Source organism: Pseudomonas sp. NA-150 (genome assembly GCF_044336365.1).
GTDB lineage: Bacteria > Pseudomonadota > Gammaproteobacteria > Pseudomonadales > Pseudomonadaceae > Aquipseudomonas.
Window position 1 is genome coordinate 2117261 of the sequence record NZ_CP172305.1, and the last position, 12488, is coordinate 2129748.

The 12488-nt window shown below is 60.7% G+C and carries 11 protein-coding genes; 9 read left to right on the forward strand and 2 right to left on the reverse strand.

Annotation, left to right across the window (positions count from 1 at the left end):
- Positions 1 to 245: 245 nt before the first annotated feature.
- Positions 246 to 1883, reverse strand: a complete 1638-nt coding sequence (gene mqo / locus ACF0H7_RS10160; RefSeq protein ID WP_397452630.1) for a malate dehydrogenase (quinone) — start codon at positions 1881 to 1883, stop codon at positions 246 to 248.
- A gap of 186 nt (positions 1884 to 2069) precedes the next feature.
- Positions 2070 to 3965 (reverse strand): sigma 54-interacting transcriptional regulator, encoded by a 1896-nt coding sequence (locus tag ACF0H7_RS10165; protein WP_397452631.1) that lies wholly within the window; start codon positions 3963 to 3965, stop codon positions 2070 to 2072.
- Between the two features lie 239 nt (positions 3966 to 4204).
- On the opposite strand from ACF0H7_RS10165, the gene ACF0H7_RS10170 reads away from it, so the two are divergent.
- The 9 genes from ACF0H7_RS10170 to ACF0H7_RS10210 all read left to right on the forward strand — a co-directional run bounded on the left by ACF0H7_RS10170 (position 4205) and on the right by ACF0H7_RS10210 (position 12480).
- Positions 4205 to 4687 (forward strand): MSMEG_0572/Sll0783 family nitrogen starvation response protein, encoded by a 483-nt coding sequence (locus ACF0H7_RS10170; protein ID WP_397452632.1) that lies wholly within the window; start codon positions 4205 to 4207, stop codon positions 4685 to 4687.
- A 119-nt stretch (positions 4688 to 4806) separates the two neighbouring features.
- Positions 4807 to 5787 (forward strand): Nit6803 family nitrilase, encoded by a 981-nt coding sequence (locus ACF0H7_RS10175; protein ID WP_397452633.1) that lies wholly within the window; start codon positions 4807 to 4809, stop codon positions 5785 to 5787.
- A complete protein-coding gene (locus ACF0H7_RS10180; protein WP_397452634.1) occupies positions 5774 to 6856 on the forward strand; it encodes an MSMEG_0568 family radical SAM protein in 1083 nt (360 codons plus the stop codon). Before ACF0H7_RS10175 ends, ACF0H7_RS10180 begins: the two co-directional genes overlap by 14 nt.
- A 27-nt stretch (positions 6857 to 6883) precedes the next feature.
- On the forward strand, positions 6884 to 7444 hold the full coding sequence (locus ACF0H7_RS10185; RefSeq protein ID WP_397452635.1) for an MSMEG_0567/Sll0786 family nitrogen starvation N-acetyltransferase: 561 nt from the start codon (positions 6884 to 6886) through the stop codon (positions 7442 to 7444).
- Positions 7437 to 8471 carry a sll0787 family AIR synthase-like protein gene (locus tag ACF0H7_RS10190; protein WP_397452636.1) on the forward strand — a complete coding sequence of 345 codons (1035 nt, stop codon included), beginning with the start codon at positions 7437 to 7439 and terminating at the stop codon, positions 8469 to 8471. The genes ACF0H7_RS10185 and ACF0H7_RS10190 overlap by 8 nt, the downstream gene beginning before the upstream one ends.
- A 1-nt stretch (position 8472) precedes the next feature.
- Positions 8473 to 8802, forward strand: coding sequence for an MSMEG_0570 family nitrogen starvation response protein (locus ACF0H7_RS10195; protein WP_397452637.1), 330 nt, complete (start codon positions 8473 to 8475; stop codon positions 8800 to 8802).
- 41 nt (positions 8803 to 8843) lie between these two features.
- Positions 8844 to 10130 carry an MSMEG_0569 family flavin-dependent oxidoreductase gene (locus ACF0H7_RS10200; protein WP_397453869.1) on the forward strand — a complete coding sequence of 429 codons (1287 nt, stop codon included), beginning with the start codon at positions 8844 to 8846 and terminating at the stop codon, positions 10128 to 10130.
- 282 nt (positions 10131 to 10412) lie between these two features.
- The gene (locus tag ACF0H7_RS10205; RefSeq protein WP_397452638.1) at positions 10413 to 11144 is read left to right on the forward strand and encodes a GntR family transcriptional regulator; all 732 of its coding nucleotides are present in this window, start codon (positions 10413 to 10415) and stop codon (positions 11142 to 11144) included.
- Positions 11145 to 11193: 49 nt separating this feature from the next.
- Positions 11194 to 12480 carry an MFS transporter gene (locus ACF0H7_RS10210; protein ID WP_397452639.1) on the forward strand — a complete coding sequence of 429 codons (1287 nt, stop codon included), beginning with the start codon at positions 11194 to 11196 and terminating at the stop codon, positions 12478 to 12480.
- Positions 12481 to 12488 lie beyond the last annotated feature (8 nt).

The window sequence follows — 12488 nt, forward strand, 5'->3', positions numbered from 1 at the left end:
GTGTGACACATCTCTGTAGGAGCTGCCGAAGGCTGCGATAAGGTTCGAAGAACCTTCAGCGATCCTCACAATGCGAACGCTGTGTCCGGGTGCGGCCCAAATCGATCGCAGCCTTCGGCAGCTCCTGCAGGATTTTGTGCCAGACACACATTTTTGGTCTGGCACAGATCCATCGTGGGGGCAGGCTTGTCGGATCGCCGCACCGCTGCGAAGAATTCAACGCAGAGGTGCGTGAAGCAAACCTTTTACAGCGCCATATCAGCCGCTGGCTTGCTCTCGGTCGGGGTGGTAGCTGTTGACTGAGGCGCCACGCTCTGATCGATCACCGGCGGCGTGTTCAACTGCAGCACCTGTGCGGTGTAGTTCCACTCTTGCTGGACGCGTGCCGCCGAGTCATTGAGCTTGGTGCCGTAGCTCGGAACGATTTGACGGATCCTGGCCTGCCATTCCGGGGTGGCAACTTTGTCCTTGAACACCTTCTCCATCACGTTGAGCATGATCGGTGCAGCGGTCGAGGCGCCTGGCGAGGCACCCAACAAACCGGCAATGCTGCCATCTGCGGAGCTGACGACTTCAGTCCCCAGCTTGAGCACGCCACCTTTTTCTTCGTCACGCTTGATGATCTGCACCCGCTGACCGGCTTGCCACAGGCGCCAGTCTTCTTTCTTCGCGTTGGGGAAGTACGCTTGCAGGGCCTTGAAGCGATCGTCATCGGACAGCATCAATTGCCCGGCCAGGTACTCCACCAGTGGGTACTGTTCGACGCCGACTTTGGTCATCGGCCAGACGTTGTGGGTGGTGACGCTGGAGAACAGGTCGAGGTAGGAGCCCTGCTTCAGGAACTTGGTGGAGAAGGTGGCGAACGGGCCAAACAGGATCACCCGCTTGCCATCCAGCACGCGGGTGTCGAGGTGCGGAACCGACATCGGCGGGGCGCCAACCGAGGCGATGCCATAGGCCTTGGCCATGTGCTGCTCGGCGATGCTTGGGTTTTCGGTGACCAGGAACGAACCGCCGACCGGGAAGCCCGCGTATTCCCGCGCTTCAGGAATGCCGGATTTTTGCAGCAGCTTCAAGGCGCCGCCACCGGCGCCGATGAACACGAATTTGGCATCGGTGTCGCTCACCGAACCGTCTTTCAGGTTTTTGTACGCGACGTGCCAGCTGCCATCGGCATTGCGGCTGATGTCTTGCACTTCGCTGGAGAGCTTCAGGTCGAAGTTCGAGTTGGTCTGTAAATGGCCAACAAACTGGCGAGTGATTTCGCCGAAATTGACGTCGGTACCGATCGGCGTCCAGGTGGCCGCGACCTTCTGGTTCGGGTCACGTCCTTCCATCATCAGCGGAACCCACTGCTTGATCTGCGCCGGGTCTTCCGAGTACTGCATGCCACGGAACAAGGGGCTGGCCTGCAGCGCGTCGTAGCGTTTCTTCAGAAACTTGATGTTGTCATCGCCCCACAAAAAGCTCATGTGCGGGGTGGAGTTGATGAACGAATGCGGGTTTTTCAGGACGCCATTCTGGACCTGCCACGACCAGAACTGGCGGGAGATCTGGAACGCTTCGTTGATCTCGATGGCCTTGGAAATGTTGACCTTGCCGTCTTTGTCTTCGGGGGTGTAGTTCAACTCTGCGAGGGCCGAGTGGCCGGTGCCGGCGTTGTTCCAGCCGTTGGAGCTTTCTTCGGCGACGCCGTCCAGGCGCTCGACCATCTCCATCGACCAGCCCGGTTCGAGCTCGTTGAGCCAGACGCCCAGGGTTGCACTCATGATGCCGCCGCCGATCAACAATACATCGACCTTCTTGGTCTCGGCTGCCTGCACGTGGAGGACTGTTGCCGATATCGCGAGGCCCAGGATGGCGCCGCTGGTCTTCTTAAACATTTGGTAATCCATTCGCTAGAAAGTTAGTCCCTCGGGTGCTGGCTTTTTATTCGATTATTGGATTCAGCAGCGTGAGTAGCATCCGTCACAGTCGCACTGCTGGTCTGCTGCCAGAAGGCTTGCTGTAACGATTCAGCGATTATAACGAATTTTGCCCGGGCGATCAGCGCTGGTTGAGAGGCGTTGTCATTCCACTTCAATATCCAACCGCTTCAGGCGCGAGGCCAGGGTTGTCGGCTTCAACCCCAGCAACTCCGCCGCGCCGCCTTTACCGAACAATTTACCGCCACTGGCCTTGAGCGCGGCGAGCATGTTGCCGCGTTCCAGCTCGCGCAATTGCGCATCGGTCATGACGCCAGCCGACGGCGCGGGCAGGGCGACGGTGGTCTTCGGTTCGTCCGGCAAATCCATGTTCAGGTCGGCGCCGTGGGAGGTGATGATTGCGCGCTCGATGACGTTTTGCAGTTCGCGGATATTGCCCGGCCACGAGTAGCGTTGCAGGCGTTCGATGTCGCTGTTGCGCAGTCGCCGGCCGGGCATGTTCAGGCGTTGGCCGGTTTGCTTGAGGAAGTGCGCGGCCAGTAATGGAATGTCCATCGGCCGTTCGCGCAGGGCCGGGGAGTGGATCGGGAACACGTTGAGCCGAAAGTACAGGTCTTCACGGAAGTGCTTGGCGCTGACTTCCTGGCGCAGGTCGCGGTTGGTGGCGGCGATGATACGCACGTCAACCTTGCGCGTGCGTTCTTCACCGACCCGCTCGAACTGGCCTTCCTGCAACACGCGCAGCAGCTTGCTTTGCAACTCCAGTGGGATTTCGCCGATTTCGTCGAGGAACAGCGTGCCGCCGTCCGCCAGTTCGAATCGCCCGACCCGATCGCGCACCGCGCCCGTAAACGCGCCGCGAATGTGGCCGAAGAACTCACTCTCAAAAAGCTCAGTGGGAATCGCCGCGCAGTTGACCCGAATCAGCGGGTGCGCGCTGCGGCGGCTGGCCTGGTGGATGGCGCGGGCGATCAGTTCTTTGCCGGTGCCTGACTCGCCATTGATCAACACGCTGGCGTCGGTAGGGGCGACCACGTCGATTTGCTTGATGATCTTTAGGATCGGCTCGCTCTGGCCGACGATCTCGCGGAAGTTGTGCTCGATGTGGATTTCTTCCTGCAAGTAGGCGTTCTGTTCTTCCAGACGCTCCTTGAGCACTTTCAATTCTTCCAGCGCGCTTTGCAGCTGGTTTTCGGTGTTGCGCCGTTCGGTGATGTCGCGGAACACCACCACCGCGCCGGCGATGCGCCCGTCCGAGATCACCGGGGTGCTGGTGAATTCCACCGGAAACCCACTGCCGTCGCGGCGCCAGAACACTTCCTGACGACCTTCATGCACCACGCCATCGCGCACCGCTTTGTAGATCGGGCAGTCCTCGACCGGGTAGTGGCTGCCGTCAGCATGGGTGTGGTGATGGATGCGGTGAATGTTCTTGCCAATCATGTCCTCGGGCTCCCAGCCGAGCATGCGCGCGCCGGCCGGGTTGACGAAGGTGGCCAGGCCATCGCTGTTGATGCTGTAAATGCCGTCGCCCACTGAGCTGAGCAGCAACTGGTTGTCGCGTTCGGATTCCTGGAAAAGGTTGAGGATATTGCGCCACTCGATCAGCCCGCCGCGCATGGTGCGTTCGGTGTGGGATTGATCGCGTTGGTACTTCTCCTGGCTGAGTTCGCGAAGCACCAGGATCAGTTGCTGCTCGCCTTTGACCTGCAAGGTGGTGGCGGAGACTTCCAGTTCGATGCGTTCGCCGGTCTTGCAGTTGCAGCTCAGTTCGTCGCTCCAGCCCTTGCCTTTGTCCATCACCGCTTGGGTGAACACGATCAGGTCGGCCAGTTGGTGACCGAACAGCTTGCTCACCGGCAAGTTCAGCAATTCCTGACGCGGATAGCCGAGCAATTTGCAGGCAGCGATATTCAAATCGACGAGGCGGTCGGCGTAAGGGTTGAGTAGCGCGATGGCTTCGGCGCAATGCTCGAACACCATGTGACGTGACGAATAGGCCAAGTCGGCCCAGCCGCTGAGGGAGTCTGTCTCTTCCATTACGAAATCTCGTGATTTGCCGCTACGAATATTCGTATTTCTACGGGAATGCGTGATCCACCGATAGCATCAGATAAGCGATAAAAAACCATATCAGATGGCGATCTCTAACGTTTTCAGAGGGTTGGGTAGGGGCAGAAAGTTTTTTTATTTTCTGGCACGCCGTTCGCTCTATGTCTTGCAACCCGGTAGCCAACTCAGGCCGCCGTCAAAGCACGAAGCAACTGGAGAGCGACGATATGCCAACCGTGGATATTCCCCATTACAAAGACGGCGACTTCCTGGTCAATTACGAAGAGAAAGTCTTCGAAGACGTCAAAGCCGAACCGGGCGAAAAAGTCCTGATCACCTTCCACACCATCGCGTTCGAAGGCTCCATCGGCCTGGTCAACATGCTTCAGGCCAAGCGCCTGCTGCGCAAAGGCTTTGAAACCAAAATCCTGCTCTACGGACCCGGCGTGCAATTGGGCGTGCAGCGCGGCTTCCCGACCCTGGGCGCTGAAGCGTTCCCCGGTCACCTGGCGGTGAACAAGCAAATCATCCAGTTCATGGAAGAGGGCGGTGAAGTCTACGCCTGCCGTTTTGCCTTGCAGGCCTTGTACGGCCAAACCGAAAAAGCGCTGATCGAAGGCATCCGTCCGATCAACCCACTGGATGTGATGGACCTGCGCCTGCTGATGCGCCGTGAAGGCGCCATGATCATCGATACCTGGACTGCATAAGACGCTGTAGGAGCGGGCTTGCCCGCGATCCGCTTGACGCGGTGTGTCAGATACACCGCCATCGCGGGCAAGCCCGCTCCTACAAGTTATTTCGAACACCCTTTACATCAGGATCCATCATGCCGACCATTCGCGCAGCCGCCGTACAGATCAGCCCGGTGCTTTACAGCCGCGAAGGCACCGTGGACAAAGTCTGCCAGCAGATCATCAGCCTCGGTCGTCAAGGCGTGCAATTCGCGGTCTTTCCGGAAACCGTGGTGCCGTACTACCCCTATTTCTCCTTCGTCCAGCCGCCGTTCGCGATGGGCAAGGAACACCTGCGCTTGCTCGAAGAGTCGGTGACCGTGCCCTCGGGCTCAACCCTGGCCATCGGCGAGGCCTGCAAACAAGCAGGCATGGTGGTGTCCATCGGCGTCAATGAGCGCGAGGGCGGCACGATCTACAACGCTCAATTGCTGTTCGATGCCGACGGCAGCCTGATTCAACACCGGCGCAAGATCACCCCGACCTACCACGAGCGCATGGTCTGGGGCCAAGGCGATGGCTCGGGCCTGCGCGCCGTCGACAGCGCTGTCGGCCGCATCGGTTCGCTGGCCTGCTGGGAACACTACAACCCGCTGGCGCGTTACGCCTTGATGGCCGACCACGAGCAGATCCACGTCGCGATGTTCCCCGGCTCGTTGGTGGGCGACATTTTTGCTGAACAAATCGAAGTCACCATCCGCCATCACGCCCTTGAGTCTGGCTGCTTCGTGGTCAATGCCACCGCCTGGCTGGACGCCGATCAACAAGGCCAAATCATGCAAGACACCGGTTGCGGCCTCGGCCCGATTTCCGGTGGCTGCTTCACCGCCATCGTCTCCCCGGAAGGCAAGTTGCTCGGCGAACCGCTGCGTTCGGGTGAAGGCGTGGTCATCGCCGACCTCGATCTGGCGCTGATCAACAAACGCAAACGAATGATGGATTCGGTCGGTCACTACAGTCGCCCGGAACTGCTCAGCCTGTTGATCGACCGCACGGCGACTGCCCATGTTCACGAACGCAGCGCCCACCCGATGGCCGTCGTTTCCGGCGAGGAGTTCGATCATGCAAACCAATGAATTGCTGGCCGAACTGCAATGCCACGGCGTGCGCTGGCCAGCGGCGCAAAACGGCTTGTCACGCCAAGGCGGGGCAGGGCCATCGGACCACAAGGCGCTGAGTTTCGGCAGCCGAACCATGATGGTGCCGATCCTCAATCAGGCCTCGCAGGACTCACCGTATCAGGCGCAACCGACGGCTGATGGCAGCCAGGCGCTGATCTTTCGCCAAGGGATTCAGGTCGGCCAGGTGCAGATGCCCGGCGTACCGAAGTTCTATGGCTTGAGCACCGCCGATGGCATTCCGTATTGGAAAATCGCCACCCTGCACAGTAGCGATGTACTCGCCACCACGGTGTTACAGCACTGCATTCGCTTCAATGATCGTGGCACCTCCTGCCAGTTCTGCGCCATCGGCCAATCGCTGGCTGCCGGCAAAACCATCGCCCGCAAACGCCCGCAGCAGCTGGCCGAAGTCGCGAAAGCCGCCGTCGAGCTGGACGGGGTCAAGCACATGGTGATGACCACCGGCACCCCGCAAACCCCAGACCGTGGCGCAGCGATTTTGTGTGAATCCGCCGCCGCGGTGACCGCTGCCGTGGCGCTGCCGATTCAAGCTCAATGCGAGCCGCCAGATGACGACCGCTGGTTCCAGCGCCTGGCCGACAGTGGCGTGGTGTCGCTGGGCATGCACCTGGAAGCGGTCACCGACGAAGTGCGCAACCGGATCATGCCGGGCAAGGCCGAAGTGCCGTTGAGCCGTTATTTCGACGCATTCAGTGCGGCGGTCGAAGTCTTCGGTCGCGGTCAGGTCAGCACTTACATTTTGGCTGGCCTGGGCGACAGCGAAGCGGCGATCAGCGAGATGAGCGAGCGCCTCTGTGAGTTGGGCGTGTATCCGTTCGTGGTGCCATTCGTCCCCATCGACGGCACGCCGCTGGCCAATCACCCGAAGCCCGACAGCGCGATGATGGCTCGTTTATATCCACAGATTGGCGCCAGCCTGCGCCGCCATGGTTTGCACTCTGATCAGATCAACGCCGGCTGCGCCAAATGCGGCGCGTGCTCGGCGCTGAAAAGCTACGAATAAGCCGTCCCGGAAACGAGGAGAACCGCCATGCACACGCTAGCATTTGCCTTGGTCGACAGCACCTTCGAACCCTTTCGTGCCGGGCAGTTGGTGGTCAAGCCGGCGACGGAACACTGGGAGAAACAGGCGTACTTTGCCCTGCGGCGTTCGGTGTTTTCCGATGAGCAACAACTGCTGGCGCAGGACAAGGACGGCCATGACTTTCAGGCGATTGCGATTGTCGCGCTGGCGGGTAATTGCGGGATGTCGGATCAGGTGATCGGCGCGGTGCGCATTTATCAACCCGAGCCCGGCCTGTGGTTTGGCGGCCGTTTGTGCGTGGCCCAGGCCTATCGGCGGCACAGCATGATTGGCAAGGCGCTGGTCAACGAGGCGGTGTCCCGCGCCAAAGAGCTGGGCTGCGAAGTGTTTCGCGCCACGGTGCAAGCGCAGAACGAAGTGTATTTCCACGGCTTGCATTGGCACACCCTCGATCAACTGGAGCTGCTCGGCCAACCCCATTGCCTGATGCAAGCCGACCTGGCCAGTTACCCGTTGATGCCGCGTCAGGTGTCATTGCGCGCACTGAAGGTGGCGCGTCATGACTAATCTCGCCGCGCTACTCGACACCCTGCGCACGACGCCGGCAATGCGCTCGAAGCAAGCCATTCAACAGCCCGCTGCGGTGATTGGAAACGCCAGCAACACCCTGACCCGCGAACAACTTTACGCCTTGCCCGGCGATGACACGGCGGCTATTGCCTGTGGCGATCACTTTCAACTGCTGGCCATCGAAGGCATGTTGCCCGGCTTCGTGCACAACGCGCCGTGGTTTGCCGGCTGGTCGGCGGTGATGGCCAACGTCAGCGACATCACCGCCATGGGCGGCCGCGCGACAGCGGTGGTCAATGCGTATTGGCACCACGATCAAGTCGCCGCCGAGCAGATACTCGCCGGCATTCGCGCGGCCTGTGAGGCTTATGGACTGTTGCTGGTCGGTGGTCACACCAGCCTCGCCGCCGGCAACCCCACCGCACTGGCCGTGGCGATCACCGGCATCGCGCATAAATTGTTGTCGAGCCTGCACGTCGCGCCCGGTCAGGTCATCGCCATGGCGGTGGACCTGGAAGGTGATTGGCACGCCGACAGCACCTACTGGAAAGCCTTCGAAGGCGTACCGGCAGAGCGCCTGCGCAGCAAGCTCGATGTCTTGCCGCGCCTGGCCGAAGGCGGGTTGCTGCATGCCGCCAAAGACATCAGCAACGCCGGGGTCCTCGGCAGCCTGTTGATGCTGCTGGAAACCACCGGCTGCGGCGCCACGATAAATTTGCACGCACTGCCTTGCCCGACCGGTGCCGACCTCGCGCGTTGGCTGCAAGTCTTTCCCAGTTACGGCTTCTTGATGACCCTCGACGAGGGCGACTGGAGCAACGTCCAGGCCGCCTTCGCCTTCGAAGGTTTGCGCTGCGAGCGCATCGGCCAGGTCGATGCCAGCGGCGCGCTGAAGGTGCAAAGCGCCGAGCAATGCCTGCCGTTCTGGGACCTGCGTGAACAGCCCTTTACCGGATTCAGCTACCCCGATTACGACCTCAGCCCGTTAGGTCATTCCCCTAAATCAACTCAGCAGGAGCACTGACATGCCCGCCGTCAATTTCACTATTCGTTGGCCCAATGGCAAGGAAGCGGTGGGTTATTCGCCTTCCACCGTGATCTACGACCACCTGCAGGAAGGCGCCAGTTACCCGCTGTCGGAGTTTCTCGAACGGGTGGAGAGCGCGCTGAACAATGCCTCGGAGCGGGTCAAGCAGGTCAAGGGGTTCTATTGCAGTTCGGCGATGGACACCCTGAGTTCGCTCAAAGGTCAGGCCAGTTACCTCGATGCGCAGCAAGCCGGTTCGGTGGAGGTGCTGAGCATGCGCACCGAAGGCGGTGGTCGAGTCACCGGCGCGGGCTGGAGCTCGTTCTGATTTATCCCTTTCACTTTTTTGTTACCCCGCAGCGGAGCACGATCATGGTCCATCTCACTTCAGTCAAACCCCCTCATCACAGCGTGATCGTCGTCGGCGGCGGGCAGGCCGGGCTGTCTGCCAGCTACTATCTACAACAGCAGGGCATCGATCACCTGGTGCTGGAAAAACACAGCCTGACCCACACCTGGCGCAACCAGCGATGGGACGCTTTCAGCCTGGTCACGCCGAACTGGCAGTGCGCGCTGCCGGGGTATAGCTACAGCGAAGAGTTCAACGGCGGCGATCCCCATGGTTTTATGAAGAAGGCAGAAATCAACGCCTACCTTGCCGGCTTCGTCGCCTCGGTCAACGCTCCGGCCGTAGAGGGCGTGACCGTGCAGCGGGTGGTGCCTCGCGCCATCGGCGGGTATGAAGTGCACACCTCCAAGGGCGAGTTCACCGCCGATCAAGTGATCGTCGCCTCGGGCGGTTATCACACGCCGATCATCCCGCGCCTGGCCGAGCGTTTGCCTGCCGGGATTGTGCAGATGCATTCTGAGCAATACCGCAATCCACAAGCCCTGCCGGCGGGCAATGTCTTGGTGGTGGGTTCGGGCCAATCGGGGGCGCAGATCGCTGAAGACCTGCACCTGGCCGGGCGCAATGTGTACCTGGCGGTGGGTGATGCGCCGCGGTGTGCGCGCTTCTATCGTGGCAAAGATGTGGTCGATTGGCTCGCGGAAATGGGCTACTACGACATTGGCGTCGATACCCATCCGCTGCGCGAAGGCGTGCGCGACAACACCAACCACTACGTCACCGGGCGCGATGGCGGACGTGATATCGACCTGCGCAAATTCGCCCACGAAGGCATGGAATTGTTCGGCCGCATGGAAGGCCTGAAAGGCAGCCGGCTGCAGTTTGCCAACAACCTTGGCGAGAGCCTCGACAGCGCCGATGCGGTGTACAACCGGATCAACAGCTCCATCGACAAATACATTGAACAACACGCCATCGACGCCCCGGCCGGCAAGCGCTACGAGCCACTGTGGGTCCCGGAAACAGAACGCAGCGAACTGGACCTGATTGCCCATGGCATCACCAGCATCATCTGGTGCATCGGCTTCACTCCGGACTTTACCTGGGTCGAGGCACCGGTGTTCAACGGGCGTGGTCATCCGGGGCATACCCGTGGGGTGACGGCGCAGGCGGGTTTGTATTTCCTCGGCTTGCCATGGTTGTACACCTGGGGTTCGGGGCGCTTCTCCGGCGTGGCACGGGATGCGGAGTACGTGGTGGAGCACATTGTTGACGTGGCTCAGTCCAAACGACGCAAACAAGCCTAAGCGCCAATCCTGTAGGAGCGGGCTTGCCCGCGATGATGGCGTGCTTGATGCGGTCTTTCAGGCATTACAGCAATCCCCTGGAGCTGCCGAAGGTTTGGGCCGCATCCGGATGATTGGCCACAAATCGCGGCGACCGGTTCCCGGTCGATCGCAGCCTTCGGCAGCTCCTACAGATTCTGCAAACGCCCAGAGCGGCCACCTATCAGATGCCCCCTTGACGAGATTTTGTATCAGGAGAATACTGGCTCCAATATTCATCTATATGACTAGATAACTACAACAATGAATACATTATCCAGTGATACCCGCCTGCCGCTTTACCATCGCTTGCGCGACCAACTCGCCGAGCAGATTGGCAACAACCGCTGGCGGCCGGGTGAAGCGATCCCCACCGAAGCCGCACTGTCCGCCGAGTACTGCCTGTCCACCGGCACCGTGCGCAAAGCCATCGACATGCTGGTCAACGACAACATCCTCGAACGCCAGCAGGGCCGTGGCACCTTCATTCGCCGGCCGCAGTTCCAGTCGTCGCTGTTCCGCTTCTTCCGTTTCCAGACCGCCGCTGGCGAACGGCAGATCCCGGAAAGCCGCATCCTCTCCATCGAACCCCTGAGCGCGCCGTCGTCGGTTGCCGAAATGCTCGGGTTGCCAGCCGCTGCGCCGGTCATTCGCCTGCTGCGCCTGCGTTTGCTCGACGAACAGCCAGTATTGGCCGAAGAAATCTGGCTGCCGCGCATTCAGTTCCACGCATTGCTGGACATCGACCTCAGCCAGCAAGGGCCGTTGCTCTATCCGATTTATGAAGAGTTCTGTGGGCAGGTAGTCGCCTATGCCGAGGAGACCCTGACCGCAGACTCCGTCGACGACGCGCATGCCCGGCTGCTGCAAATAGCGCCGGGCAGTCCGGTGGTGGTGATCGAGCGTCTGGCGCGCAATTACGCCGGGCAACCGCTGGAGTGGCGCCGCTCGCGTGGGCATGCCAGCCACTTCCGTTACAGCGTCGAAATTCGCTGACGCCACTGGCCGCCGTGGCCATCCCCGTACACCTATAAGGACAAGAATCATGTTCAAGTGGTATCGCGAAATCACCGCGCGCGAGCGCAAAACCTTCTGGGCCTGCTTCGGCGGCTGGTCGCTGGATGCCCTGGAAGTACAGATGTTTGGCCTGGCGATTCCGGCATTGATCGCCGCGTTCGCCCTGAGTAAAGGCGATGCCGGTCTGATCAGTGGCGTGACCCTGATCACCTCGGCGCTGGGTGGCTGGCTCGGCGGCACGCTGTCCGACCGCTACGGCCGAGTACGCACCCTGCAGTGGATGATTCTCTGGTTCTCGATATTCACCTGTCTTTCCGCGTTCGTCACCGGTTTCAATCAGTTGTTGGTGGTCAAGGCGCTGCAAGGCTTCGGCATCGGCGGCGAGTGGGCGGCCGGCGCGGTGTTGATGGCGGAAACCATCCAGCCGAAGTTTCGCGGCAAGGTCATGGGTACGATTCAAAGTGCCTGGGCGGTGGGTTGGGGCGTGGCGGTCGGGGTGTTTGCGCTGATTTACACCTTCGTCCCGGAAGCCATGGCCTGGCGCGTGATGTTCCTCGTCGGCCTGCTGCCAGCACTGCTGATTATCTGGGTGCGCCGCAACGTCGAAGAGCCGGACAGCTTTCAGCGTCTGCAAAAAGAACAGACCAAACCACAAAGCTTCTTCCAATCCATGGCCGGGATCTTCCGTCCGGAACTGCTGCGCGTGACCTTGCTCGGCGGCTTGCTCGGCCTGGGTGCCCACGGTGGCTACCACGCGGTCATGACCTGGTTGCCGACCTTCCTCAAAACCGAACGCAACCTGTCGGTGCTCAGTTCGGGCGGCTACCTGGCGGTGATCATCGTCGCGTTCTGGTGCGGTTGCGTGGCCAGCGGTCTGTTGATCGACCGCATTGGTCGGCGCAAGAACATCATTCTTTTTGCGTTGTGCTGCGTGGTGACGGTGCAGTGCTACCTGTTCCTGCCGCTGACCAACAACCAAATGCTGGTCCTCGGTTTCCCGCTGGGCTTCTTTGCCGCCGGTATCCCGGCCAGCCTCGGCGCGCTGTTCAATGAGCTGTACCCGGCCGATGTGCGCGGCGCGGGCGTGGGCTTTTGCTACAACTTCGGTCGTGTGGTGTCGTCGGTGTTCCCGTTCATGGTCGGCCATATGAGCGAATCCATGTCGCTGGGGTCGGCGATCGGGATCGACGCCGGGATTGCTTACGGCGTGGCGATGATCGCGGCGATGGCGTTACCGGAAACCCGTGGTCGGTCGCTGGACGCGACGCCGGTCACTCAAGGCAACACCAAGAAGGGTCAAACCGCACAGGCTTGATCTGAAAT

Coding starts and splice junctions, on each gene's coding strand:
- mqo (WP_397452630.1), bottom strand. CDS start 1,883: ATGTTTAAGAAGACCAGCGGCGCCATCCTGGGCCTCGCGATATCGGCA.
- ACF0H7_RS10165 (WP_397452631.1), bottom strand. CDS start 3,965: ATGGAAGAGACAGACTCCCTCAGCGGCTGGGCCGACTTGGCCTATTCG.
- ACF0H7_RS10170 (WP_397452632.1), top strand. CDS start 4,205: ATGCCAACCGTGGATATTCCCCATTACAAAGACGGCGACTTCCTGGTC.
- ACF0H7_RS10175 (WP_397452633.1), top strand. CDS start 4,807: ATGCCGACCATTCGCGCAGCCGCCGTACAGATCAGCCCGGTGCTTTAC.
- ACF0H7_RS10180 (WP_397452634.1), top strand. CDS start 5,774: ATGCAAACCAATGAATTGCTGGCCGAACTGCAATGCCACGGCGTGCGC.
- ACF0H7_RS10185 (WP_397452635.1), top strand. CDS start 6,884: ATGCACACGCTAGCATTTGCCTTGGTCGACAGCACCTTCGAACCCTTT.
- ACF0H7_RS10190 (WP_397452636.1), top strand. CDS start 7,437: ATGACTAATCTCGCCGCGCTACTCGACACCCTGCGCACGACGCCGGCA.
- ACF0H7_RS10195 (WP_397452637.1), top strand. CDS start 8,473: ATGCCCGCCGTCAATTTCACTATTCGTTGGCCCAATGGCAAGGAAGCG.
- ACF0H7_RS10205 (WP_397452638.1), top strand. CDS start 10,413: ATGAATACATTATCCAGTGATACCCGCCTGCCGCTTTACCATCGCTTG.
- ACF0H7_RS10210 (WP_397452639.1), top strand. CDS start 11,194: ATGTTCAAGTGGTATCGCGAAATCACCGCGCGCGAGCGCAAAACCTTC.